The following is a 22,995-nucleotide window of genomic DNA, read 5'->3' on the forward strand; positions in this document are numbered from 1 at the left end:
GTAAATGCTCGCGCCAGGGAGCCGACTATGAACCTCGACTTTTCGCCTGAAGACGCCGCTTTCCGCGAGGAGGCCCGCGCCTTCATCGCGCAGAACTATCCCCAGGAACTGCGCGAGAAGCAGAACCGCGGCGAGGAGCTGAGCAAGGAGGACTACCTCTCCTGGCACCGCATCCTGGCCAAGAAGGGCTGGGCGACGCCGTCGTGGCCGGTGGAGTTCGGCGGCACGGGCTGGACGCCCACGCAGAAGTACATCTGGTCGGAAGAGCAGGCCCGCGCCGACACCCTCGGCATCCTGCCGTTCGGCGTCTCGATGCTGGCCCCGGTGATCTACACCTTCGGCACCCAGGAGCAGAAAGAGAAGTTCCTGCCGGGCATCCGCGACGGCCTGGTGTGGTGGTGCCAGGGCTATTCGGAGCCGGGCGCCGGTTCGGACCTGGCCTCGCTGAAGACCAAGGCCGAGCGCGTCACCGGCGACGATGGCAAGGAATACTACATCGTCAACGGCCAGAAGACGTGGACGACGCTGGGCCAGCACGCCGACTGGGGCTTCTTCCTGGTCCGCACCGACCCGGACGCCAAGCCGCAGTCGGGCATCTCGTTCCTGCTGATCGACATGAAGACCCCGGGCATCGAGGTGCGCCGCATCACGACGCTGGAAGGCGGCCATGAGGTCAACGACGTCTTCCTCGACAATGTGAAGGTTCCGGTCGAGAACCGCGTCTTCCACGAGAACCAGGGCTGGACCTGCGCCAAGGCGCTGCTCGCCCACGAGCGCACCGGCATCGCCGGCGTCGCCCGCTCCAAGCGCGGCCTGGAGCGCGTGCGCGAGATCGCCTCGACCGAGCAGTCGGACGCCGGCGGCAAGCTGCTGGCCGACCCGTTCTTCAAGCGCAAGGTCGCCGAGCTGGAGATCGACCTGACGGCGCTGGAGTTCACCGAACTGCGCACCCTGGCCGGCGAAAGCAGCGGCAAGGGCCCGGGCCCGGAAAGCTCGATCCTCAAGATCAAGGGCACCGAGATTCAGCAGCGCCTGACCGAGCTGGTGCTGGAGGCGGTCGGCCACTACGGCGCGCCCTACCTGCGCGACCTCGGCCACAACGCCAACATCGGCCCGGACTACGCCGAAGGCGTGGCCGGCGCCTATTTCAACATGCGCAAGACCTCCATCTACGGCGGGTCGAACGAGATCCAGCGCAACATCATCGCCAAGATGGTGCTGGGCCTCTAAGCGCCGATCGTCTTAAGTCACAGAACAAAAGCCTAGTCCCGCCCCCGGCCGACGCGCCGGGGCGGGTGTTGCACGGGGAAACCAGATGGATTTCAGCTTCACCGAAGAACAGTCGATGCTGCGCGACACCGTCGCGAGCTATCTGGCCGACCACTACAGCTTTGAGCAGCGCCGCGACGCGCTGAAGGCCGAGCCGGGCTGGCGTCCGAACGTCTGGAAGGCCTTCGCCGAGGAGCTGGGCATCCTGGGCGCGCCGTTCGCCGAGGAGCTGGGCGGCCTGGGCGGCGGCTCGACCGAGAACATGGTCATCATGGAAGAGCTGGGCAAAGCCCTGGTGGTCGAGCCCTATCTCGGCACCGTGGTGATCGGCGGCGGCTTCCTGAAGCATTCGGGCTATGCCGGCGCCAGCGACCTGATCGGCGGCATCATCGGCGGCGAGACGATCATCGCCTTCGCCTATGCCGAGCCGCAGGCCCGCTACACCTGGCAGGACCTGAAGACCACGGCCAAGAAGGACGGCGCCGGCTATGTCATCAACGGCCACAAGGCCGTGGTGATCGGCGCGCCCTACGCCACGCACCTGATCGTCACCGCCCGCACCGGCGGCGGCCAGCGCGACGCCCAGGGCGTCTCGGTGTTCATCGTGCCGAAGGACGCCAAGGGCGTGACGACGCGCGACTACCCGACCGTCGACGGCTTCCGCGCCTCGGAAGTCACCTTCGAGAACGTCTCGGTCGGCGCCGAGGCCCTGATCGGGACGGAGGGCGCGGCCCTGCCGCTGGTCGAGAAGGTCATCGACGAGGCCATCGTCGCCACCTGCGCCGAAGCCTGCGGCGTGTTCCGCAAGCTGCACGAAGGCACGCTGGAATACACCAAGCAGCGCAAGCAGTTCGGTCAGCCGATCAGCCAGTTCCAGGTGCTGCAGCACCGCATGGTCGACATGTTCATCAACCTCGAGCAATCGATCTCGATGACCTACATGGCCGACATCAAGCTCGGCGACAGCGACATCGAGCGGGCCAAGGGCGCCTCGGCCGCCAAGGTGCAGATCGGCAAGGCGGCCAAGTTCATCGGCCAGAACGCCATCCAGTTGCACGGCGGCATGGGCATGACCGACGAAATGGCCATCGGCCACTACTTCAAGCGCGCCACCATGATCGAGAGCGCCTTCGGCTCGACCGATCATCACCTCGGCCGCTACGAGAACCTGAGCCTGGGCGCGGCCGCCTAAACCGCCGACGCAAAGCGATATCGAAGCGCGTCCGGTCCGCCGGGCGCGCTTTTTCGCGCCTGGACCACCTGGCGTGGAAAAGTTCGCGGGAGATGTCGGAACGGCCCTGCCAGCTTCGTCCTAGGGTGCGTAACCCCCCGGAGGAGCCTCCCCATGCGAATGATCTTTGTGAACCTGCCCGTGAAGAACGTGACGGCGTCGCGCGCCTTCTTCGGCGCCCTTGGCTTTACCTTCAACGAGCAGTTCTGCAGCGCCGACACCGCCTGCATGGTGATCGACGAGAACATCTTCGCCATGCTGATGGAACACAGCCGCTTCAAGGAGTTCATCACCGGCGACATCGCCGACGCCCACACGGCGACCGAGGTGCTGACCTGCCTCTCGGCCGACAGCCGCGCCGAGGTCGACGGCTTCCTGAGCAAGGCCCTGGCCGCCGGCGGCAAGCCCTGGAAGCCGGTCCTGGACATGGGCCCGATGTACGGCTGCAGCTTCCAGGACCTCGACGGCCACGTCTGGGAGGTGATGTACATGGACCAGGCGGCGATGGCCGAGATGGAGCCTCAGGGCGTCTCGGCGGCCGAGTGATCGGTTCCCGCGGCTGAGGTGATGTAGATCAGGGTCACCCCGCCGGGCGTGCGCTGCTTGTGCCACGCCCCGGCGGGGACCACGCAGGCTAGGCCCGGCCGCAGCGTTTCGCGCCGCGTGTCGCCGCCCGCCAGGATCGTCACCTCGACCTGCCCCTCCACGACATAGAGGAACTCGTCGTCGGGATGGCGTTCCCATTCGGTGGTTCCAGCGAACCGGATCATCCCGGCCATGCACTGGTTGAACGGGGCCAGGACCCGCATGTAGTCGCCGGCCGCGGGGGCCGGGTCCTCCAGGCGCAGCAAGCCGAGTTGCGAGGCGATGTCGGCGATGTCGTACATGGCGGCTCCATTCAGGTCCGGCAGGCGGGGGCGTCCGCCCGGTGCAGGGGCAGCGAGGCGGACGGTGCTTGCGGCCCCAGGAGGGGTCAATTATTATTGAGCGTGCTTAAAAAATCGGACAGCGCGCCGTCGGGGCCGCGTCGGCGAGGACGCCCGCCGACGCTGTCGCGCGAGATGATCCTGGAATATGCGGCCGACGGGGACCTTCGCACCCTGTCGGTGCGCGGGCTGGCAGCGCGCATGCGGGTGTCCGACGCCTCGATCCACTATCACTTCGGCAGCCGCGAGCAGTTGCTCAACGCCCTGGTCGACGCCCTGACCAGCGACTTCGAGCCGCCCCCCGGACAGGCCGACTGGCGGGCCTGGCTGCGGGACTTCGCCCATCGGGCCCGGCGCTCGCTTCGCGCCCATCCTGGCGCGGCGGACTACATGCTGCTGGCCGGACCGGTGGCGGGGCGCCAGTACGCCATCATCGAGCGGGCGCTGGAGGTGTTGCAGGGCGGCGGCCTGGAGCCGCGGGAATCCTGGCTGATCTATGCGACGACGGTGAACTACGTCCTGCGGCAAGTGCAGGCGGAAGAGGCGCATGCGGCGAAGACGGCGCCGGGGCGGCGCACGGACCATCGCATGGCCGCGACGCTGGATGCGCCGCAGACCCCGCCGCTCCCACGGCTGAAGGCCGTGGTGGACAGCGCCTGGCTGGCCGACTTCGACAGGCTGTTCGACTACGGCCTGGAGGCTCTGCTGCGCGGGTTCGGACCGATGGACCGAGCGGAGGGGGAACGGCCCTAGGCGAAGACGGCCGCCAGCCGCGCACGCTCGGCCGCCATCTCGGCGCGGAAGCTCTCCTTCGACCACAGCCGGTAGTCGCTCTGCGCATAGGCCTGGGCGTTGCGCCAGTAGAGGAAGGCGTTCATCGCGTTGGCCAGGCTGTTGTCGCGGGTCTTGGTCGCCGCGCCGGGCGAGCCCATGACGATGGAGTTGGGCGCGATCACCGTGCCCTCCTTCAGGAAGCTGCCGCCGGCGACGATCGAGCCCGCGCCGACCACGCAGCCGTCCATGATCGTCGCGCCGATGCCGATCAGGCAGTTGTCGCCGATATCGCAGCCGTGCAGCGTGACGTGGTGGGTGATCGAGCAGTTCTCGCCCACGATCGTCGGCGTGCCGGCGCCGACATGGATCATCACGAAGTCCTGGATGTTGGTCCGCTTGCCGATCACCACCTTCTGGCTCTCGGCCCGCACCACGACGTTGCACCAGATCGAGGCTTCCGGGGCGATCTCCACGGCGCCGAAGATACGGGCGGACGGGTCGATCCAGGCCGAACCGTGGTCGCGGACGTCGGGGCCGAGGAAGGGGAAAGTGGTCATGGCGGGAACTCCAGCAACGGGCGGGCGGCCACAATCGGAGATTTCCCAAAGGTCAGACCAGCGGCGCCCTTGCCAAACACCGGCCAACCGCGCCTAACCGGCGAATGGCCCTTCGCGACTTCGCCCTCCTGGTCTTCGTCTGCCTGTTGTGGGCGACCAACAACATCGTCTCGAAGTACGTCGTGGCCTATCTGCACGCCCCGCCGTTGTTCTATGCGGCCGTGCGCTTCGGCATCGTGGCGCTGGCGGTGTTCCCCTGGCTGCGCAATCCGCCCAGGCCGCTCTGGCGCCTGCTGCTGGTGGCGGTCTGCATGGGGGCGGGCTCGTTCGCCTTCATGTTCATGGCCCTGAAGACGGCCAGCCCGTCGTCGGCCGCGATCGTCAGCCAGTTGATGGTTCCGACCACGACGCTCCTCTCGTTCCTGCTGCTGGGCGAGCGGCTCAGCCTGCGCCGGTCCCTGGGCATCCTGCTGACCCTGGTCGGCGCCCTGGCGGTGATGTGGGATCCGCACGGCTTCACGCTCACCGGCGGGCTGGCCTTCGTGCTGGTCTCGGTGGTGCTCGGCTCGCTGGGGGCGGTGCTGATGAAGCAGATGGAGGGCGTCAAGCCGCTGCAGTTCCAGGCCTGGGTGGGGCTGGCCTCGTTCGCGGTGCTCGTGCCGATGTCGCTGATCTTCGAGCCGGGGGCGGTGGAGACCGGACTGTCGATCGGCTGGCCGTTCTGGGCGGCGGTGATCTTCTCGGCCCTGGTGGTCTCGGTGTTCGGCCACACGGCCTATTACTGGCTGATCCAGCGCTATGAGGCGAACCTGATCTCGCCGTTGACCCTGATGACGCCGCTGGCCACCATCGGCCTGGGAGTCGCCATCACCCACGACCCGTTCGACGCACGCATGGCCTTCGGCGCCGCCGTCGCGCTGGCGGGCGTCCTGATCATCGCCATGAGGCCCAACCAAGTCATGCTTCTGCTGCTCAACCTGCGGGGCCGGGCCCGATGAACTTCATCGAGGCGGCCTCGCCCAACTTCAACGAGCGCACGGTCCCGCCGGACATCATCGTCCTGCACTACACCGGCATGAAGACCGGCCCCGAGGCGCTGGCGCGGCTGTGCGACGAGGAGGCCAAGGTCTCCTCCCACTACCTGGTCGAGGAGGACGGGCGGGTGTTCCGCCTGGTGCCGGAGGAGCGGCGCGCCTGGCACGCCGGGGTGTCGTTCTGGAAGGGCGAGACCGACATCAACGGCCGCTCGATCGGCGTCGAGATCGTCAATCCGGGCCATGAGTTCGGCTATCGGCCGTTCCCCAAGCCGCAGATCGACGCGGTGATCGAGCTGCTGAGCGACATCCGCGGCCGCTGGAGCATCGAGGACGGCCGCATCGTCGGCCATTCCGACGTGGCCCCCGACCGCAAGGACGACCCGGGCGAGCTGTTCCCCTGGAAGGCGCTGGCCGAGGCGGGCCACGGCCTGTGGGTCGAGCCCGAGGCCGCGCCGGGCGCGCCGCTGGCGGAGGGCGAGGAGAGCGCCGGGGTCTTCGCCCTGCAGGCCGGCTTCACGCGGCTGGGCTATGACTGCGCGCCGTCGGGTAGGTTCGACGCGCATACGACCGCGGTGGTGCGCGCCTTCCAGCGCCACTGGCGTCAGGAGAAGGTCGACGGGATCGCCGACGGCATGACCCGCGCCCGCCTGATCGGCCTGCTGCGCGCCGCGGCCGGCGCGTGAGCCGAAGCTTGACGGCGGGGCCGCTCGCCGTCAGCACTGCGCCTGCAGAATTTCAGCCCCATTCATACCGATATTTCGAAAAGCAAGGATTGGTCGATGCGCAACCTGTTCAGCGTTGAGGGCAAGGTCGCCCTGGTCACCGGCGGCAGCCGCGGGATCGGCGAGATGATCGCCCGCGGCTATGTGGAGAACGGCGCCAAGGTCTACATCTCGTCGCGCAAGGCCAATGTCTGCGACGGCCTGGCCGAGGAGCTGTCGAAGTACGGGACCTGCATCTCGCTGCCCTTCGACCTGTCGAACATGGAGGGGATCACCGGCCTGGCCGCGGCCCTGGCGCAGCGCGAGGACAGGCTCGACATCCTGGTCAACAACGCCGGCGCCACCTGGGGCGCGCCGATCGACGAGTATCCCGAGGACGGCTGGGACAAGACCGTCGACCTCAATGTGAAGTCGATCTTCTTCCTGACCCAGAAGCTGCTGCCGCAACTGCGCGCGGCGGCCACGCACGAGAACCCCAGCCGGGTGATCAACATCGCCTCGGTCAACGGCATCCAGCCGCCGGCCCTGGAGACCTACGCCTATTCGACCTCGAAGGCCGGCTGCATCATGCTGACCCGCCACCTGGCCAAGCGGCTGGCGCCCGAGCACATCCTGGTCAACGCCATCGCGCCCGGTCCCTTCCAGAGCCACATGATGGCCGCGACCCTGGCCCGGGCCGGCGACGCGATCGCCAAGTCGAACCCGCGCGGCCGCATCGGCACGCCCGAGGACATCGCCGGGGTGGCGATCTTCCTGGCCAGCCGCGCCAGCGCCTACACCACCGGGGCGGTGGTGCCCTGCGACGGCGGTTCGGCCGAGTTCTGACGAAGGCGGGAGGCACCCTGGGCGGGCGCCTCCGACCCTAGCCCCGCCGGCCGCGGCCGCCGGGGCGGATGGGCGCGGGCGACCAGCCGCCCTTGCCCGGCTTGTGGACGCCGCCGGCCTTGCCGCCGTTCAGGCCCGGCGGCCCGCCATGCTGCTTGCCGGCCAACTGGCGCTCGATGATCGCGCGGGCGCGCTCGGCCGGCGTCGGCTCCGGGGCGGAGTCGGTCTGGGGTTGGCGCGCAGGCGCGCGCGGCTCTTTGGAATTCGGCATGATGTGTCCAATCGACATGAAGCGCCCGCGCGCGTCGGCGCGGCGGGTCCGGGGCAGGCGTCAGCCTGGATTCCTCAGGGCCTCAATCGATCACAGCACACACGTAAGCATCCTCTGCCGGACGGTTCACGGGAGGCTAGGCCCCGCCGCGGCGTTCCGCAAGGCGTTGCTGCGGCTGCGCCCATTGGGACGAATTGGGATGCGGCTGCTCGCGCGGGACGCTTGACCCGCGGCGCGGGGCGGCCCACTTAGCGCGCGGACCAGACGGCCGGGCGATCGCGGCTGCCTTGCGGCAGTCGAGGAAAGTCCGGGCTCCACTATGACATGGCGGCGGGTAACGCCCGCCGGGGGCGACCCCAGGGATAGCGCCACAGAGAGCAGACCGCCTCGGTTTCGACCGGGGCAAGGGTGAAAGGGTGGGGTAAGAGCCCACCGCGGGCCTGGTGACAGGAACGGCATGGCAAGCCCCGCCAGGAGCAAGACCGAATAGGGATTCCGCGCCCCGCAAGGGGCAGGGCCGTCATAGGCCCGAGGCGTCCGGGTAGGTCGCGAGAACCGTCCAGCAATGGGCGGTCCAGAGGAATGATCGTCGCGCCCGTTCGCGGGCGGCACAGAACCCGGCTTACAGGCCGTCTGGTCCGTACTTCCGTCCAGCCTATCCACCGGCGCCTGCAACGCGGCGGCTATACTTAACAAGTTCGCTGTATGTTCTGTGGATGTCGCCTGTGGATGCCTGAAGCATAACCGTAACTTCTTTGAAATTCCCCGAAATCGAGCCTTGGAGTCATTGTCTCCCAATTGATCCCATGTTAACCCAATCAGCATCCGTTGAGGATCGGCGGCGCGTCGGAGCTGGGGGCTTCGCCGGTCCGGAACGGGGTGAAGTTGGCGGCTCGCTCGGAGCCGTGATCTGGGGCGCGGCGGGATGTTTCTCTCGACCTTCGAGAAACAAGTAGACGCCAAGCGGCGCATCGTCGTGCCGCAGGAATTCCGCGCGCTCGTCTCCGGCCCCTTCGACGGCGTCGTCTGCTTCCCCTCGATCGAGGCCGACTGCATCGAGGGCGGCGGCCGGGCGCTGTTTGACCGCTACATCGCGCTGATGGACGAGATGCCGTTCGGCGACCCGGTGCGCTCGGCGATCGAGCTGTCGGTCCTGGGCGGGCAGGCGAAGATGAGCTTCGACACCGCCGGCCGCATCACCCTGCCCGAGCAGCTCTGCGACCAGTTCGGCCTGACCGACTGGGTCGTGCTGGTCGGCCTCGGCGACCGGTTCCAGATCTGGGAGCGCGAGGCGTTCCAGGCTCACCGCGCCGCCCAGCGCGAGCTGGCCCGCGCCGGCCTGGCCGAACTGCGCGCCCAGCAGCGCGCCGCCAAGCTGGGGGCGGCCCAATGAGTGCGCCCCACACCTCGGTCCTGCTGGACGAAGTGATCGCCGCCCTGGAGCCGGGCCCCGGCAAGCTGATCGTCGACGGCACCTTCGGGGCGGGCGGCTATTCGCGCGGGTTCCTGGCGACCGGCGCCGACGTCGTCGCCTTCGACCGCGACCCCAGCGCGCGGCGCTTCGCCGAGGGGCTGGGCGATCGGTTCCGGCTGATCGACGGACGGTTCTCGCAGATGGCCGAGGATCTGGGGGAGGGCGTCGCCGACGGCGTGGCCCTGGACCTGGGCGTCTCGTCCATGCAGCTCGACCAGGCCGAGCGCGGCTTCTCGTTCATGCGCGACGGCCCGCTGGACATGCGCATGGGCGCCGAGGGGCCCACCGCCGCCGACATCGTCAACACCGCCGAGCCGGCCGAGCTGGCGCGCATCTTCTTCGTCTATGGCGAGGAGCGGCAGTCGCGCCGCGTGGCCGCGTTCATCGCCCGCCGCCGCGCCGAGCAGCCCTTCACCCGCACCCTGGACCTGGCCGAGGTGATCGAACGCGCGCTGGGCGGGCGTCGCGGGGCCAAGGTGCATCCGGCGACGCGGTCGTTCCAGGGCCTGCGCATCGCGGTCAACGAGGAGCTGTCCGAGCTCGAGGCCGGCCTCGTCGCCGCCGAGCGGACCCTGAAGCCGGGCGGGCGCCTGGCCGTCGTCACCTTCCATTCGCTCGAGGACCGCATCGCCAAGGCGTTCTTCACCGAGCGGGCCGGCAGGACGCCCGGCGGGTCGCGCCACCTGCCGCCGGTCGAGGCCGGCGCCCCGCCGAGCTTCCAACTGCTGTTCAACGGCGCCCGCGCCCCGAGCGAGGCCGAGACCGCGGCCAATCCGCGCGCGCGCTCGGCGAAGCTGCGGGTGGGGGTTCGCACCTCCGCCCCGGTGTGGAAGGAGGCGGCATGAGCCTCCTCAGCCGCAAGATTCGGGGTTTCCGGCTGGTCGACGTGGTCGCCCTGGGCGTCCTGATCGCCGTCATCCTTTCGGTCTACCTGGCCAAGACCATGGCCGGGCGCGAACGCGCGGAGATCGCCTCGGTCGAGAAGCAGATCGACGCCGAGAAGGCGCGCATCCGCCTGCTGCAGGCCGAGGTCGCCCACCTGGAGCAGCCCGCGCGCATCGAGGCGCTTTCCACCGCCCACCTGGGCATGGGGCCGGTCGGCGCCCGGCACGAGACCACCATCGACAAGCTGGGCGAGGTCGCCCTTGGGAAGCAGAAGCCGTGAGCCTTGCTCATCCATCTTTCGAGGCGCCCGGCTGGCGCTGGCTGAAGGCCAAGGTCTGGGGGCTGGAGCACGCCTTCGAGCGCGCACGCGCGGCCGGCAAGGCTGAAGACGACACCCGCATCCGCATCTTCTTCGTCCTGGCGGTGTTCTCGACCGCCTTCCTGCTGCTGGCGATCGGCGCGACCCGGGCGGCGCTGTTCTCCGACGCCGGCCGGGGCGGGGGCTATGCCGGGCCGGTGGGCGCCTCGCGCGCCGACCTGGTGGATCGCAACGGCGCCATGCTGGCCGCCGACCTGCTGCACTACGGGCTCTATGTCGACCCGCGCGAGATCTGGGACGCCGACGAGACCCGCCGCGCCCTGCGCACGGCCCTGCCCAACCTCAACCGCCAGCGCCTGGAGCGCGTGCTGTCGGCCGAGCGCCGCGGCTTCGTGGCCGCCGGCCTGACGCCGGAAGAGCGCGCCCGCATCCACGCCCTGGGCCTGCCGGGCGTCACCTTCGAGCCGGAGGAGCGCCGGGTCTATCCGCTGGGCACGACCGCCGCGCACCTGATCGGCTTCGCCGACACCGGCGGGATCGGCCTGGCCGGCGCCGAGCGGGCGCTGAACGACACCGTCCGCGGCAATGCGGCGTCGAAGACGGCGGTGCCCCTGTCGATCGACCTGCGGGTGCAGGCGGCGCTGGAGGACGAGCTCTACAAGGCCGCCGCCGAGTTCGGGCCGCGCGGCGCCGTGGGCATCGTCACCAACGTCCATACGGGCGAGATCCTGGGGATGGCCAGCTATCCCACCTTCGACCCGAACCAGGCCTCCAAGGCCAGCGACGACGCCAAGCTGAACCGCGCCGCGGCGTCGATCTACGAGATGGGCTCGACCTTCAAGGCGTTCACGGTGGCGATCGGCCTGGACACCGGCGTCGCCAATCCGTCGTCCACCTTCGATGCGCGCGTGCCGTACCAACTCGGCTATCGGACCATCAAGGACTACCACGCCGCCCGCAAGATCATGACCCTGGTCGAGGTGTTCATTCACTCGTCCAACATCGGCACCGCCAAGCTGGCCGAGAGCATCGGCGCCGAGCGCCTGAGCAAGTATTTCACCGACCTTGGCCTGACCCAGCCGGCCCGGATCGAACTGATGGAGTCGGCGCGTCCGCTGACCCCGCGCAAATGGGACATGGACGCGGTGGCCTCGACCTCGTTCGGTCACGGCATGAATGTCAGCCCGCTGGCGGTCACCAGCGCCATGGGCGCGCTGCTGAACGGCGGCTACATGATCCCGCTCACCATCAAGAAGCTGGAGCCGGGACAGCGGCCGCAGGGCCAGCGGGTGATCTCCGAGCAGACATCCCTGCAGATGCTGCAGATCATGCGCGCCAACGTCATCAGCGGCAGCGGCAAGTCGGCCAACGCGCCGGGCCTCAGCGTCGGCGGCAAGACCGGCACCGGCGAGAAATACGATCCCACGATCCGTGGCTATTCCACCAAGCGCCAGGTGTCGTCCTTCGCCGCCGTATTCCCGACGACCGGGACGGTGGAGCAGGATCGCTACTTCGTGCTGATCCTGATGGACGAGCCGCACGGCACCGCCAAGACCTACGGCTATTCGACCGGCGGCTGGGTCGCCGCGCCGGCCGCCGGCCGGGTGATCGACCGCATCGCGCCGTTCCTGCACGTCCAGCGCCAGCCCGACCTGATCAAGGTGGTCGGCGAGGGCTCCCTCGCGGCCGAACCGATCGCGGACGGCCATTGATGAGCGCGCCGCTTTCCCAACTGGTCCAGCGGACCTTCGCGACGGACCCGGTCATTGAGGGCGTCACCGCCGACAGCCGCAAGGTGCAGCCGGGCTTCCTGTTCGCGGCGCTGCCGGGCTCCAAGGTCGACGGCAAGGCGTTCGCCGCCAAGGCGGTCGAGGCCGGCGCCGTGGCGGTGATCTCGGCCGAGGACCTGCCTGGCCTCGGCGTGCCGGTGATCGTCACCCCCGATCCGCGCCGGATGTACGCCCTGGCGGCCCGGGCGTTCTGGGGCGCGCAGCCGCCGGTCGTCGTCGCCGTCACCGGCACCAACGGCAAGACCTCGGTCGCCGCGTTCTGCCGCCAGATCTTCAACCACGCGGGGAAGGCGGCGGCCAGCATGGGCACGCTGGGCGTGCGCGCCACCGGCCTCGGCCTGGACGAGCAGATCACTCCGCCTGGCCTGACCACCCCCGATGCGGCCGATGTCGCACAGTTGCTGTCGGTCCTGGCGGCCAAGGGCGTGACCCACCTGGCTATGGAGGCGTCGTCGCACGGCGTCGATCAGCGGCGGCTGGACGGCGTCGCCCTGACCGCCGCCGGGTTCCTGAACCTGACCCAGGACCACCTCGACTATCACCACACCATGGAAGCCTATCGCGACGCCAAGCTGCGCCTGTTCGAGGCGCTGCTGCCGCGCGGCGGCGTCGCGGTGCTCAACGCCGACTCCGACGCCTACGGCGCCTTCGCCGCCGCCGCGGTCGGCTCGGGCCAGTCGGTGTTCTCGGTCGGCGAGGCGGGGCAGGGGCTGACGCTGGTCGAGCGCACGCCGACCCCGGAAGGCCAGGCCCTCAGGATCGAGGCCAAGGGCAAGACCTATGACGTGCGGCTGCCGCTGGCCGGCGCCTTCCAGGCCTCGAACGCGCTGGTCGCCGCGGGACTGTGCATCGCCGCCGGCGAGCCGGTCGAGGGCGTCATGGCTGCGCTGGAGACCCTGGAAGGCGCCCCCGGCCGCCTGCAGCGCGTCGGCACGAGCGGCAAGGGCGGCGAGGCCTATGTCGACTACGCCCATACCCCCGATGGCCTGGAGACGGTGCTGAAGTCGCTGCGTCCCCACGTCGAAGGCAAGCTGATCGTGGTGTTCGGCGCCGGCGGCGACCGCGACCGCGCCAAGCGTCCCTTGATGGGCCTGGCGGCCGCCCAGCACGCCGACATCGCCATCGTCACCGACGACAATCCGCGCACCGAGGACCCGGCCTCGATCCGCGCCGAGATCCTGGCCGGCGCGCCGGGCTCGCGCGAGGTCGGCGACCGCCGCGAGGCGATCCGCGCCGGCGTGGCGTTGATGGGGCCGGGCGACGTGCTGGTGGTGGCCGGCAAGGGGCACGAACAGGGCCAAATCGTCGGCTCGACCGTTCATCCCTTCGACGACGTGGCCGAAGTGGCCGCGGCGCTGGAGGCTGCGCATGTCTAAGCCGCTCTGGACGTCGGACGAGATCCTCGCCGCGACCGGCGGCCGCCTTGCGGGTCCGGCCTTCGCCGTGGACGGGGTTTCCATCGACACCCGCAGCATCGAGCCGGGCGACCTGTTCGTCGCCCTGGCCGGGGGCCGCGACGGGCACGAGTTCGTCTCCCAGGCCCTGGGGGCCGGCGCCGCCGCCAGCCTGGTGTCGAAGCGCGTCGACGGTTCGAGCATCGTCGTCGATGACGTGCTCAAGGCCCTGGAAAGGCTGGGAGAAGCGGCTCGCGATCGCGCGCCCCAGGCGCGCCGCGGCGCCGTCACCGGGTCGGTCGGCAAGACCAGCGTCACCCAGGCGATCCGCGCGGGCCTGGAACGCGCCGGCAAGGCGCACTCGTCGGTCAAGAGCTACAACAATCACATCGGGGTGCCGCTGACCCTGGCGCGGATGCCGCGCGACACCGAGCGCGCCGTATTCGAGATCGGCATGAACCACGCCGACGAGGTGACGCCGCTGTCGCGCTTCGTGCGGCCCCATGCGGTGGTCGTCACCACGGTCGGCCCGGTCCACGTCGAGAACTTCCCCGACGGCGAGATCGGCGTGGCGCGGGCCAAGGCCGAGATCTTCGCCGGCGTCGAGCCGGGCGGCGTGGCGATCCTGAACGCCGACAACCCGTGGTTCGACCTGCTGGCCGAAGAGGCGCACAAGGCCGGGGCCACGGTGCGCAGCTTCGGCTCCGGCAAGGAGTGCGACGCTCAACTGGTCGACTTCGCGCCCGAACCGGGACGGGCGGTGATCAAGGCGCGCCTGCACGGCAGGGCGCTGGACTTCCCGATCCTGCAGACCGGGTTCCACTGGGGCCCCAACAGCATGGCCGTGCTGCTGATGCTGGAGGCGCTGGACGTCGGCCTGGACGACAGCCTGGCCGCCCTGGGCGCCTTCGAGCCGCTGGCCGGGCGCGGGGCCGAGAAACTGGTGAACCTGGCCGGCGGCGCCTTCACCCTGATCGACGAAAGCTACAACGCCAATCCGATCTCCATGGGCGCGGCCTTCGCCAGCCTGGGCGCGCGCAAGACGGGCGGGCGGCGTATCGTCGCGCTGACCGACATGCTGGAGCTTGGCGCCGAGGCGCCGGCCTTCCATGCGGGCCTTGCCGCGCCGCTTGAAGCGGCGGGGGTCGACCTCGTGTTCGCGGCCGGTCCGCTGATGAAATCCCTGTGGGACGCCCTTCCGCCGACTCGGCGCGGCGGCTACGCCGAAAGCGCGGCGGAGCTGGCGCCGCTGATCGGCGCGGCCGTCGAGCCGGGCGATCTGGTGATGGTCAAGGGGTCCAACGGCTCGAGGGCCGGTGCGGTCGCGGCCGCGCTGGGCGCGCTCGACGTCCGTTCGGGGGAGGCGGGCTGATGCTGTACTGGCTGTATCAACAGCTCGCCGCGGACGGCTATGTGCCGTTCCTCAACCTGTTGAAATACCAGACCTTCCGCACCGGCATGGCGTTGTTCACCGCCCAGTTGGTGGTCGTGGCCATGGGCTCGCGCTTCATCCGCTGGATGCAGGCCAAGCAGGGCAAGGGCCAGCCGATCCGCGCCGACGGCATCGAGCGCCACGTGGTCGAGAAGGCCGGCACCCCGACCATGGGCGGGGTGATGATCCTGGCCGGCCTGCTGGTCGGGACCCTGCTGTGGTCGGACCTCTCCAACGTCTATGTGTGGGCGGTGATCCTGGTCACCGCCGGCTATGGCGTCCTCGGCTTCACCGACGACTACGCCAAGGTGACCAAGCAATCGACGGCGGGGGTTTCGGGCAAGATCCGGCTGCTGATGGAAGCGGCCATCGCCCTGGCAGCGGTGGCGCTGATCGTGGTGTTCGGGGCCAGCCCGCCGGAAACCCCGGAACTGGCGACCTCGGTGGCGTTCCCGATCTTCAAGCAACTGCTGCTGCCGCTGGGCTGGTTCTACCTGGCCTTCGGGGCCTTCATCATCGTCGGCGCGGCCAACGCCGTGAACTTCACCGACGGCCTGGACGGCCTGGCCACCGTGCCGGTGATGATCGCGGCGGCGGCCTTCGGCTTCATCGCCTATCTCGTCGGCAACTACGTCTTCGCCCAGTACCTGAAGCTGCACTTCGTGCCCGGCGTCGGCGAGGTGGCGGTCTATTGCGGGGCCATGATCGGCGCCGGCCTCGGCTTCCTCTGGTACAACGCGCCGCCGGCCAAGATCTTCATGGGCGACACCGGTTCGCTGGCCCTGGGCGGCGGCATCGGCGCGGTGGCCGTGGCCACCAAGCACGAGATCGTGCTCGGGATCATCGGCGGCCTCTTCGTCATGGAGACCCTGTCGGTGATGATCCAGGTCGCCTCGTTCAAGCTGACCGGCAAGCGGGTCTTCCGCATGGCCCCGATCCACCACCATTTCGAGAAGCTCGGCTGGTCCGAGAGCACGGTCGTGATCCGCTTCTGGATCATCGCGGTCATGCTCGCCCTGCTGGGCCTCGCGACCCTGAAGCTGCGATAGGGGAGGGCAGGCAGGTCCCATGATCCCGGTCCGCGGCTTCGAAGGCAGGACGGTCGCCGTGTTCGGCCTGGCCCGCACAGGGCTGACGGCCGCGCGCGCCCTGACGCTGGGCGGAGCCAGGGTCGTGGTCTGGGACGAGAAGCCGGAAAGCCGCGCCGCCGCGCAGGCCGAGGGGCTGGAGCTGCTCGACCTCGCCAGCGCCGACTGGTCGCAGTTCGCCGCGCTGATGCTCTCGCCGGGCGTGCCGCTGACCCATCCCAAGCCGCACTGGACGGTGGAGAAGGCCAAGGCCGCCGGGGTCGAGATCCTCGGCGACATCGAGCTCTTCGCCCGCACCGTGAACGCCGCGCCCGAGCACAAGCGGCCCAAGATCGTCGCCATCACCGGCACCAACGGCAAGTCGACCACCACCGCCCTGATCGGCCACATCTGCGCGTCGGCCGGCCGCGACGTCCGCGTCGGCGGCAATATCGGCCAGGGCGTGCTGGGCCTGGAGGACATGCACGGCGGGGCGGTCTACGTGCTGGAGCTCTCCTCCTACCAGCTCGACCTGACCTCCAGCCTCAAGCCCGACGTCTCGGTGCTGCTGAACGTCTCGCCCGACCACCTCGACCGCCACGGCGGAATGGAAGGGTATGTGGAAGCCAAGCGCCGTATCCTGCTGAACCAGGGCAAGGGCGACACCGCCGTCATCGGCGTGGACGACCCCTGGGGCCAGCGGATCTGCACCGAGATCACCGCCGCCAACCGCCGCACCATCGTGCCGATCTCGGCCTCCAAGGCCATGGGCCGCGGGGTCTATGTCCTGCAGGGCCTTCTGTACGACGCCACCGGCGAGCGCGCCGTGGAGATCGCCGACCTGCTGCGCGCCCGCTCGCTGCCCGGCCGCCACAACTGGCAGAACGCGGCGGCGGCCTATTCGGCGGCGCGCGGCCTGGGCCTGAGCTCGCAGGAGGCGGCCGACGGCCTGATGAGCTTCCCGGGCCTGGCGCACCGGATGGAGACGGTGGGCGCGGTGGGCAAGGTCCGCTTCGTCAACGACAGCAAGGCGACCAACGCCGACGCCGCGCGCCAGGCGATGTCGAGCTATCCGAAGTTCTACTGGATCGCCGGCGGCGTGCCCAAGGCCGGCGGCATCGACAGCCTGGCCGACCTCTTTCCGCGCATCGAGAAGGCCTACCTGATCGGCGAGTCGCAGGACGACTTCGCCGCGATCCTCGAGGGCAAGGCCAAGGTCGCCAAGTGCGGCGTGCTGCCCGCGGCGGTCGCCGCCGCCCATGCCGACGCGGCGGCCTCGGGCCAGGACGCCGTGGTGCTGCTCTCGCCGGCCTGCGCCTCGTTCGACCAGTTCGCCGATTTCGAGGCCCGCGGCGAGGCCTTCCGGGAGGCGGTGACGGCCCTGACGCGCCCCGTGGCCAAGGGCGCCCGCGCCTAGGCCCGCGCGGTCACCAGCCAGCAGCCGGCGACCATCGGCACGATCCCATCGACGGCCTCCGAGGCGAGCGCGGTCTCCACCGCGTCCTGGGCCCTGGCGCGCACGGTCTTGTCCTGCTCGCGGAGCGCCGCGGCCAGCGGCCCCATGCGCAGGCTGAGGGTGACGAGGTCGGGCAGGGCGATCGGCGTGGGCGCATCGAGCGGGGCGATCTCGACCTCGCGCCAGCCGCTGTGCGCAAGGATGCCGTCGATGCGGCCGGGATCGGCGAACGCGAAGCGCCCCGGCGCCATCGGGTCGGGCGTGGGCTGCGGCGGCAGGAACGGCGCGGCGGCGCGCATCGGGGCGGCGGCCAGCGGATTGTCGCCCGGCTTGCGCCAGCAGGCGAAGACCAGCTCGGCGCCCGGCTTCAGGGCTGCGCGGATGTTGGCGAAGGCCGCATCGAAGTCGCTGAAGAACATCACCCCGAACCGCGACATGGCGGCGTCGAAGCTCGCGGCGCCGAAGTCGTGGGTCTGGGCGTCGGCCTGGACGAACTGCGCGCCGTCCAGCCCCTGCGCCTGAGCCCTGGCGGCCTCGATGAGCGGGCCGGAGATGTCGACGCCGAGGCTCAGGCCGCCAGGTCCAAGCCGCCGGGCCATGGCCAGGGTGGTGGCGCCCGCGCCGCAGCCGATATCGAGCACGCGCCTGCCGGCGCCCGGGAACGCCCGCTCGACCAGGATCTCCTCGATAGGCTTGTTCAGGCGGTCCATCAGGGATTGCAGGTCGACCCAGGCCTGGCCGCCGGCCTGGTTCCAGTGGGCGGCCTGGTCGGTGGTCGAAGCGCTGGCTTGGGTCATGGGGCGTCCTCTCGAGTGGGGGACGCGATGTCGCCCCGCGGCGGCGAAGAATTCAAGTCGCAGGGCGCGCGGACGGCCTCTTGGTTAAGATATCTTAAGCATGCCGCGGGCATCTGAGAGAAACGGGCCGCTGCGCCCGCGGAGACGCCCATGAGCCACGTTCATCGCCATCAGCAGGCCCACGCCTTCGCGCGGAGCGACCGCTCGTCCGTGGGCATCTGGTGGTGGACGACGGATCGCTGGATGCTGGGGGCGGTCGCCGCGCTGATCGCCATCGGCGTGATGATGTCCTTCGCCGCCAGCCCCGCCGCCGCGGTGCGGATGAACGTCGGCGATCCCTTCCATTTCGCGGTGCGCCAGTGCGTGTTCGCGGTCACCGGCGCGGCGATCCTGATCGGGGTCTCGATGCTCGACGCGCGGGGGATCAGGCGGGCGGCCTTCTTCATCTATCTGGCGGCCATCGCCGTCATGATCGTGCTGCCGTTCCTGGGCCACACGGCCAAGGGCGCGACCCGCTGGGTCCAGCTCGGCGGCTTCACCCTGCAGCCTTCGGAGTTCATGAAGCCGGCCCTGATCGTGCTGGTCTCGTGGATGTTCTCGGAGGGCCAGAAGGGGCAGGGCGTGCCCGGCGTCTCGATCGCCTTCGGCCTCTACTTCCTCTCGGTCGGCCTGCTGCTGATCCAGCCCGACGTCGGCCAGACGGTGCTGATCACCATCGCCTTCGGGGCGGCGTTCTGGATGGCCGGGGTGCCGTTGTCGTGGGTCATGCTGCTGGGCGGCGTCGCGGCCGTGGGATTGTCCTCGACCTACTTCCTGTTCCCGCACGTGGCCAGCCGCGTGGACCGCTTCCTCAGCCCCGACCGCGCCGACACCCACCAGGTGGACCGCGCCGCCGAGGCCATCGCCGCCGGCGGCTTCTTCGGTCGCGGCCCGGGGGAGGGCGTCATGAAGCGCCACGTGCCCGACCTGCACACCGACTTCATCTATTCGGTCGGGGCCGAGGAGTACGGCCTGATCTTCTCGCTGCTGCTGATCGCGCTCTTGGGCTTCATCGTCACCCGCGGCCTCTATCGCGCCATGAAGCTGACCGATCCCTTCGAGCAGGTGGCCGCGGCCGGGCTCTTCGTTCTGGTGGGCCAGCAGGCCTTCATCAATGTGGCGGTGAACCTGAACATGATCCCGACCAAGGGCATGACCCTTCCGTTCATTTCCTACGGCGGCTCGTCCATGTGGGCCATCTGCCTGACCTTCGGCATGGCGCTTGCGCTGACTCGCCGCCGGCCGGGCGCCTATTCCCAGGGCGAGGGCCTCGCCAAGGCCGGCGCGTTCGCCTAAAGGCTCGTGATGCGCAAGATCGCTGTCGTCGCCGCCGGTGGGACCGGTGGCCATCTGTTTCCCGCTCAGGCCCTGGCTGAGGCGCTGATCGCCCGTGGGTGGCGCATCGTGCTGGCCTCCGACGAGCGCGCCGCCGCCTTCGCCGAGAGCTTCCCGGCCGAGGAGCGCATCGGGCTCTCGGCCCGCACCTTCCAGCGCGGCGACGTGATCGGCATGGCCCAGGCGGGGATCGCCATCGTCCGCGGCGTCATGCAGGCGCGCGCCGCCTTCACCCGGATCGATCCGGCCGTCGTCGTCGGCTTCGGCGGCTATCCGTCGGTGCCGGGCCTGCTGGCTGGGATCACCCAGGGACGCCCGACCCTGCTGCACGAGCAGAATGCGGTCATGGGCCGGGCCAACCGCCGCCTGGCGGGCCACGTCCGCGCCGTCGCCTGCGCCTTCCCGGTGCTGCAGAAGGCGCCCGGCCGCGTCGCCGAGAACGCCGTCGTGGTCGGCAATCCGATCCGGCCGGACATCCGCGCCCTGGCCGATCTTCCCTATGCGCCGCCGACGGCCGACGGCCCGATCCGCATCCTCATCACCGGCGGCAGCCAGGGCGCGCGGCTGCTCTCGGAGCTGATGCCCGAGGCGATCCGGAAGCTGCCCGAGGGCCTGCGCCACCGCATGAAGGTCCAGCAGCAGACCCGCAAGGAATCCATGGACAACGCCCGGCGCATCTATGCCGACGCCATGGTCGAGGCCGAGATCGCGCCGTTCTTCCGGGACATGGCCGGGCGGCTGCGCGACGCGCATCTGGTGATCGGGCGCTCGGGGGCCGGCTCGGTCTGCGAGTTCGCCGTCGCCGGCAAGCCCGCCATCCTGGTGCCGCTGGCCATCGCGCTCGACGACGACCAGGGCCAGAACGCCCGGGTCATGGCCGAGGCCGGCGGCGCCGAGGTCGCCCGCGAGAACCAGCTCACCGTAGACACGATGGCGGGCGCGCTGGAGAAGCTGCTGACCAATCCCGACCGCCTGGCGCGCATGGCCGCCGGCGCCCGCTCCATCGCCAAGCCCGACGCGGCCGAACGCCTGGCCGACCTGGTCGAAAGAACCGCCGTCCAAAAATGAACAAGCGCCCCGTCCCCTTCGCCCTCGGCCCCGTGCACTTCATCGGCATCGGCGGCATCGGCATGAGCGGCATCGCCGAGATCATGCTGCGGATCGGCTATACGGTGCAGGGCTCCGACGCCAGGGCTAGCGCCAACACCGAGCGCCTGGAGAAGCTCGGCGCCAAGGTCTTCATCGGCCAGGGCGCGGCCAATGTCGAAGGCGCCTCGGCCATCGTCTATTCCACCGCCATCAAGGCCGACAACCCGGAGATGGTCGCCGCGCGCGAGCGGCGCCTGCCGCTGGTCCACCGCGGCGAGATGCTGGCCGAGCTGACGCGGCTCCAGTACTCGGTCGCGGTCGGCGGCACCCATGGCAAGACCACCACCACCTCGATGGTCGCCGCCCTGCTGGACGCCGGCGGCAAGGACCCGACCGTCATCAACGGCGGAATCATCAACGCCTATGGCACCAACGCCAAGGTGGGCGAGGGCGACTGGATGGTGGTCGAGGCCGACGAGAGCGACGGCACCTTCCTGAAGCTGAAATCGACCTGCGCCATCGTCACCAACATCGACCCCGAGCACCTGGACCACTACGGCGACTTCGAGGCCGTGAAGAAGGCCTTCCAGGACTTCGTCGAGAACGTGCCGTTCTACGGCTTCGCGGCGGTCTGCACCGACCACCCCGAGGTCCAGGCCATGGCCGCGCGGGTGCAGAACCGCCGGCTCATCGCCTACGGGACCAATCCCCAGGCCGAGGTCCGCGCCGAGAAGATCAGCATGGGGCCGGACGGCTCGCGCTTCGACGTGGTGTTCGCGCCCCAGGATAGGCCGGTCGTGCGGCTGGAGAACCTGCACTTGCCGATGGCCGGCCAGCACAACGTACTCAACGCCATCGCCGCCGTCGCCGTGGCCCGCGAGCTGGGCGTGTCGGACGACGACATCCGCAAGGGCCTGGCCGGGTTCGGCGGGGTGAAGCGCCGCTTCACGACCACCGGCGTGGCCAACGGCGTGCGGGTGATCGACGACTACGGCCACCATCCGGTCGAGATCGCCTCGGTGCTGAAGGCCGCGCGCGCGGTCACCGAGGGCAAGGTGATCGCCGTGGTGCAGCCGCACCGCTACACGCGCCTGCACGACCTGTTCAACGAGTTCTGCGGCTGCTTCAACGACGCCGACACGGTGATCGTCGCCGATGTCTACACGGCCGGCGAGAGCCCCATCGAGGGCGCCAGCCGCGATGGCCTGGTCGAGGGCCTGCGCCGGTTCGGCCATCGCCGCGCGCTGGCGCTGGAGAGCCCGGCCGACCTCGCGCGCCTGGTGGCCGACGAGGCCAAGGCCGGCGATCTGGTCGTCTGCCTGGGGGCGGGCGACATCACGGTCTGGGCGCACGCCCTGCCGGGCCAGCTTGAGGCGATCGCGAAATGAGCTGGCGCGACCATCTCCCCGACGTTCGCGGCCGCCTGCTGAAGGACGAGCCGCTGGGCCCCTTCACCTGGTTCCGCGTCGGCGGCGCGGCCGAGGTGCTGTTCCTGCCGGCCGACGAAACGGACCTGAGCGACTTTCTTCAGGCTCTGCCCGAGGACGTGCCCGTGACCGTGCTGGGCGTGGGTTCGAACGTGATCGTCCGCGACGGCGGGGTTCCCGGCGTCGTCATCCGGCTGGCGGGCAAGGCGTTCGCCGAGGTCTCCATCGACGAGGAGGAGGGTTGGGTCATCGCCGACGCCGGCGCCCTGGATTCGATGGTCGCCAGGGCGGCGGCCAAGGCGGGCCTGGCGGGGCTGGAGTTCTACGCCGGCATTCCCGGCACCATCGGCGGCGCCCTGACCATGAACGCCGGTTGCTACGGCAGCGAGACCAAGGACGTCCTGGTCTCGGCCTGGGGCTTCGATCGCAAGGGCGAGGTGGTGAGCTACGCGCTGGAGGACTTCGGCTACACCTATCGGCACAGCAAGGTGGAGCCGGGCGAGGTGATCTGGATCCAGGCGGTCTTCCAGGGGCGCCCGGACGAGCCCGCCGCCATCGAGGCGCGCATGGCCGAGATCACCGCCCGCCGCGAGACCACCCAGCCCATCCGCGAGAAGACCGGCGGCTCGACGTTCAAGAACCCCGAGGGGCGTTCGTCCTGGAAGCTGGTCGACGAGGCCGGCTGGCGCGGCAAGCCCTATGGCGGGGCGATGTTCTCGCCGCTGCACGCGAACTTCCTGATCAATACGGGCGAGGCGAGCGCCGCCGATCTCGAGGGGCTGGGCGAAGCCGTCCGCGCCGACGTGAAGGCCAGGCTGGGCGTCGACCTGGAATGGGAAATCAAGCGGATCGGCCGCCCGGCCTGATCGGCGAGGGCCG

23 protein-coding genes and 1 other RNA gene are annotated in these 22,995 nt (G+C 70.0%); 20 read left to right on the top strand and 4 right to left on the bottom strand.

What is annotated here, in order from left to right; genetic code table 11:
* Positions 1-27 precede the first annotated feature (27 nt).
* From RTL41_RS07660 to RTL41_RS07670, 3 genes are all read left to right on the top strand, one after another.
* Entirely contained in the window at positions 28-1,230 is a 1,203-nt protein-coding gene (locus RTL41_RS07660; RefSeq protein ID WP_312162997.1) for an acyl-CoA dehydrogenase family protein, read from the top strand.
* Between the two features lie 85 nt (positions 1,231-1,315).
* A complete protein-coding gene (locus RTL41_RS07665; protein ID WP_312162998.1) occupies positions 1,316-2,461 on the top strand; it encodes an acyl-CoA dehydrogenase family protein in 1,146 nt (381 codons plus the stop codon).
* Positions 2,462-2,614: 153 nt separating this feature from the next.
* Positions 2,615-3,046, top strand: a complete 432-nt coding sequence (locus RTL41_RS07670) for a VOC family protein (RefSeq protein ID WP_312163000.1) — start codon at positions 2,615-2,617, stop codon at positions 3,044-3,046.
* Here the strand turns inward: RTL41_RS07670 and RTL41_RS07675 are convergent.
* Positions 3,022-3,387, bottom strand: a complete 366-nt coding sequence (locus RTL41_RS07675; protein ID WP_312163002.1) for a cupin domain-containing protein — start codon at positions 3,385-3,387, stop codon at positions 3,022-3,024. The genes RTL41_RS07670 and RTL41_RS07675 overlap by 25 nt on opposite strands.
* A gap of 174 nt (positions 3,388-3,561) precedes the next feature.
* Here RTL41_RS07675 and RTL41_RS07680 point away from each other — a divergent pair, with 174 nt between their 5' ends.
* Complete coding sequence (locus tag RTL41_RS07680) at positions 3,562-4,179, top strand: TetR/AcrR family transcriptional regulator C-terminal domain-containing protein (protein ID WP_312163003.1); 618 nt, start codon at positions 3,562-3,564, stop codon at positions 4,177-4,179.
* Here the strand turns inward: RTL41_RS07680 and RTL41_RS07685 are convergent.
* A complete protein-coding gene (locus RTL41_RS07685; protein WP_312163004.1) occupies positions 4,176-4,757 on the bottom strand; it encodes a gamma carbonic anhydrase family protein in 582 nt (193 codons plus the stop codon). The two genes, RTL41_RS07680 and RTL41_RS07685, sit on opposite strands and share 4 nt — an antisense overlap.
* Before the next feature lie 104 nt (positions 4,758-4,861).
* Here RTL41_RS07685 and RTL41_RS07690 point away from each other — a divergent pair, with 104 nt between their 5' ends.
* The 3 genes from RTL41_RS07690 to RTL41_RS07700 all read left to right on the top strand — a co-directional run bounded on the left by RTL41_RS07690 (position 4,862) and on the right by RTL41_RS07700 (position 7,341).
* Positions 4,862-5,755 carry a DMT family transporter gene (locus RTL41_RS07690; RefSeq protein ID WP_312163005.1) on the top strand — a complete coding sequence of 298 codons (894 nt, stop codon included), beginning with the start codon at positions 4,862-4,864 and terminating at the stop codon, positions 5,753-5,755.
* Positions 5,752-6,477: an N-acetylmuramoyl-L-alanine amidase gene (locus tag RTL41_RS07695; protein ID WP_312163006.1), complete on the top strand. Its 726-nt coding sequence runs from the start codon at positions 5,752-5,754 to the stop codon at positions 6,475-6,477. The genes RTL41_RS07690 and RTL41_RS07695 overlap by 4 nt, the downstream gene beginning before the upstream one ends.
* A 96-nt stretch (positions 6,478-6,573) precedes the next feature.
* Positions 6,574-7,341: an SDR family oxidoreductase gene (locus RTL41_RS07700; RefSeq protein ID WP_312163007.1), complete on the top strand. Its 768-nt coding sequence runs from the start codon at positions 6,574-6,576 to the stop codon at positions 7,339-7,341.
* A 37-nt stretch (positions 7,342-7,378) separates the two neighbouring features.
* Here RTL41_RS07700 and RTL41_RS07705 read toward each other — a convergent pair whose 3' ends face one another.
* Positions 7,379-7,612, bottom strand: coding sequence for a hypothetical protein (locus tag RTL41_RS07705; RefSeq protein WP_312163008.1), 234 nt, complete (start codon positions 7,610-7,612; stop codon positions 7,379-7,381).
* A gap of 260 nt (positions 7,613-7,872) precedes the next feature.
* Here RTL41_RS07705 and rnpB point away from each other — a divergent pair.
* The 9 genes from rnpB (at position 7,873) to murD (ending at position 17,390) form a co-directional block, all read left to right on the top strand.
* Positions 7,873-8,253: RNase P RNA component class A (gene rnpB, locus RTL41_RS07710), an RNA gene on the top strand.
* A gap of 284 nt (positions 8,254-8,537) precedes the next feature.
* On the top strand, positions 8,538-9,005 hold the full coding sequence (locus tag RTL41_RS07715; RefSeq protein WP_312163009.1) for a division/cell wall cluster transcriptional repressor MraZ: 468 nt from the start codon (positions 8,538-8,540) through the stop codon (positions 9,003-9,005).
* Positions 9,002-9,931 carry a 16S rRNA (cytosine(1402)-N(4))-methyltransferase RsmH gene (gene rsmH / locus RTL41_RS07720; protein WP_312163011.1) on the top strand — a complete coding sequence of 310 codons (930 nt, stop codon included), beginning with the start codon at positions 9,002-9,004 and terminating at the stop codon, positions 9,929-9,931. The genes RTL41_RS07715 and rsmH overlap by 4 nt, the downstream gene beginning before the upstream one ends.
* The gene (locus tag RTL41_RS07725) at positions 9,928-10,251 is read left to right on the top strand and encodes a cell division protein (RefSeq protein WP_312163012.1); all 324 of its coding nucleotides are present in this window, start codon (positions 9,928-9,930) and stop codon (positions 10,249-10,251) included. Before rsmH ends, RTL41_RS07725 begins: the two co-directional genes overlap by 4 nt.
* Positions 10,248-12,002, top strand: coding sequence for a penicillin-binding protein 2 (locus RTL41_RS07730; protein ID WP_312163013.1), 1,755 nt, complete (start codon positions 10,248-10,250; stop codon positions 12,000-12,002). Before RTL41_RS07725 ends, RTL41_RS07730 begins: the two co-directional genes overlap by 4 nt.
* Positions 12,002-13,456 carry a UDP-N-acetylmuramoyl-L-alanyl-D-glutamate--2,6-diaminopimelate ligase gene (locus RTL41_RS07735; RefSeq protein ID WP_312163014.1) on the top strand — a complete coding sequence of 485 codons (1,455 nt, stop codon included), beginning with the start codon at positions 12,002-12,004 and terminating at the stop codon, positions 13,454-13,456. The genes RTL41_RS07730 and RTL41_RS07735 overlap by 1 nt, the downstream gene beginning before the upstream one ends.
* Positions 13,449-14,846: a UDP-N-acetylmuramoyl-tripeptide--D-alanyl-D-alanine ligase gene (murF, locus tag RTL41_RS07740; RefSeq protein ID WP_312163015.1), complete on the top strand. Its 1,398-nt coding sequence runs from the start codon at positions 13,449-13,451 to the stop codon at positions 14,844-14,846. The genes RTL41_RS07735 and murF overlap by 8 nt, the downstream gene beginning before the upstream one ends.
* On the top strand, positions 14,846-15,955 hold the full coding sequence (gene mraY, locus RTL41_RS07745; protein WP_312163017.1) for a phospho-N-acetylmuramoyl-pentapeptide-transferase: 1,110 nt from the start codon (positions 14,846-14,848) through the stop codon (positions 15,953-15,955). Before murF ends, mraY begins: the two co-directional genes overlap by 1 nt.
* A 19-nt stretch (positions 15,956-15,974) precedes the next feature.
* Positions 15,975-17,390, top strand: coding sequence for a UDP-N-acetylmuramoyl-L-alanine--D-glutamate ligase (murD, locus tag RTL41_RS07750; RefSeq protein WP_312163019.1), 1,416 nt, complete (start codon positions 15,975-15,977; stop codon positions 17,388-17,390).
* Here murD and RTL41_RS07755 read toward each other — a convergent pair.
* On the bottom strand, positions 17,387-18,226 hold the full coding sequence (locus RTL41_RS07755; RefSeq protein WP_312163020.1) for a class I SAM-dependent methyltransferase: 840 nt from the start codon (positions 18,224-18,226) through the stop codon (positions 17,387-17,389). The genes murD and RTL41_RS07755 overlap by 4 nt on opposite strands.
* Before the next feature lie 150 nt (positions 18,227-18,376).
* Between RTL41_RS07755 and ftsW the strand changes: the two genes are divergently transcribed.
* Genes ftsW through murB form a run of 4 tightly spaced genes read left to right on the top strand, consistent with a single transcriptional unit; the run spans position 18,377 to position 22,982 of the window.
* Positions 18,377-19,561, top strand: coding sequence for a putative lipid II flippase FtsW (gene ftsW / locus RTL41_RS07760; protein WP_312163021.1), 1,185 nt, complete (start codon positions 18,377-18,379; stop codon positions 19,559-19,561).
* 9 nt (positions 19,562-19,570) lie between these two features.
* Positions 19,571-20,668, top strand: a complete 1,098-nt coding sequence (murG, locus tag RTL41_RS07765) for an undecaprenyldiphospho-muramoylpentapeptide beta-N-acetylglucosaminyltransferase (protein WP_312163022.1) — start codon at positions 19,571-19,573, stop codon at positions 20,666-20,668.
* The gene (murC, locus tag RTL41_RS07770; protein ID WP_312163023.1) at positions 20,665-22,077 is read left to right on the top strand and encodes a UDP-N-acetylmuramate--L-alanine ligase; all 1,413 of its coding nucleotides are present in this window, start codon (positions 20,665-20,667) and stop codon (positions 22,075-22,077) included. Before murG ends, murC begins: the two co-directional genes overlap by 4 nt.
* Positions 22,074-22,982, top strand: coding sequence for a UDP-N-acetylmuramate dehydrogenase (gene murB / locus RTL41_RS07775; protein WP_312163024.1), 909 nt, complete (start codon positions 22,074-22,076; stop codon positions 22,980-22,982). The genes murC and murB overlap by 4 nt, the downstream gene beginning before the upstream one ends.
* The last annotated feature ends 13 nt before the right edge of the window (positions 22,983-22,995 follow it).

Source organism: Phenylobacterium sp. (assembly GCF_031984885.1).
GTDB lineage: Bacteria > Pseudomonadota > Alphaproteobacteria > Caulobacterales > Caulobacteraceae > Phenylobacterium.

Coding starts and splice junctions, on each gene's coding strand:
- RTL41_RS07685 (WP_312163004.1), bottom strand. CDS start 4,757: ATGACCACTTTCCCCTTCCTCGGCCCCGACGTCCGCGACCACGGTTCG.
- murC (WP_312163023.1), top strand. CDS start 20,665: ATGAACAAGCGCCCCGTCCCCTTCGCCCTCGGCCCCGTGCACTTCATC.
- ftsW (WP_312163021.1), top strand. CDS start 18,377: ATGAGCCACGTTCATCGCCATCAGCAGGCCCACGCCTTCGCGCGGAGC.
- murG (WP_312163022.1), top strand. CDS start 19,571: ATGCGCAAGATCGCTGTCGTCGCCGCCGGTGGGACCGGTGGCCATCTG.
- RTL41_RS07680 (WP_312163003.1), top strand. CDS start 3,562: ATGATCCTGGAATATGCGGCCGACGGGGACCTTCGCACCCTGTCGGTG.
- murD (WP_312163019.1), top strand. CDS start 15,975: ATGATCCCGGTCCGCGGCTTCGAAGGCAGGACGGTCGCCGTGTTCGGC.
- RTL41_RS07675 (WP_312163002.1), bottom strand. CDS start 3,387: ATGTACGACATCGCCGACATCGCCTCGCAACTCGGCTTGCTGCGCCTG.
- RTL41_RS07715 (WP_312163009.1), top strand. CDS start 8,538: ATGTTTCTCTCGACCTTCGAGAAACAAGTAGACGCCAAGCGGCGCATC.
- rsmH (WP_312163011.1), top strand. CDS start 9,002: ATGAGTGCGCCCCACACCTCGGTCCTGCTGGACGAAGTGATCGCCGCC.
- RTL41_RS07755 (WP_312163020.1), bottom strand. CDS start 18,226: ATGACCCAAGCCAGCGCTTCGACCACCGACCAGGCCGCCCACTGGAAC.
- RTL41_RS07725 (WP_312163012.1), top strand. CDS start 9,928: ATGAGCCTCCTCAGCCGCAAGATTCGGGGTTTCCGGCTGGTCGACGTG.
- RTL41_RS07695 (WP_312163006.1), top strand. CDS start 5,752: ATGAACTTCATCGAGGCGGCCTCGCCCAACTTCAACGAGCGCACGGTC.
- RTL41_RS07735 (WP_312163014.1), top strand. CDS start 12,002: ATGAGCGCGCCGCTTTCCCAACTGGTCCAGCGGACCTTCGCGACGGAC.
- murB (WP_312163024.1), top strand. CDS start 22,074: ATGAGCTGGCGCGACCATCTCCCCGACGTTCGCGGCCGCCTGCTGAAG.
- RTL41_RS07700 (WP_312163007.1), top strand. CDS start 6,574: ATGCGCAACCTGTTCAGCGTTGAGGGCAAGGTCGCCCTGGTCACCGGC.
- RTL41_RS07665 (WP_312162998.1), top strand. CDS start 1,316: ATGGATTTCAGCTTCACCGAAGAACAGTCGATGCTGCGCGACACCGTC.
- RTL41_RS07670 (WP_312163000.1), top strand. CDS start 2,615: ATGCGAATGATCTTTGTGAACCTGCCCGTGAAGAACGTGACGGCGTCG.
- murF (WP_312163015.1), top strand. CDS start 13,449: ATGTCTAAGCCGCTCTGGACGTCGGACGAGATCCTCGCCGCGACCGGC.
- RTL41_RS07660 (WP_312162997.1), top strand. CDS start 28: ATGAACCTCGACTTTTCGCCTGAAGACGCCGCTTTCCGCGAGGAGGCC.
- RTL41_RS07690 (WP_312163005.1), top strand. CDS start 4,862: ATGGCCCTTCGCGACTTCGCCCTCCTGGTCTTCGTCTGCCTGTTGTGG.
- mraY (WP_312163017.1), top strand. CDS start 14,846: ATGCTGTACTGGCTGTATCAACAGCTCGCCGCGGACGGCTATGTGCCG.
- RTL41_RS07705 (WP_312163008.1), bottom strand. CDS start 7,612: ATGCCGAATTCCAAAGAGCCGCGCGCGCCTGCGCGCCAACCCCAGACC.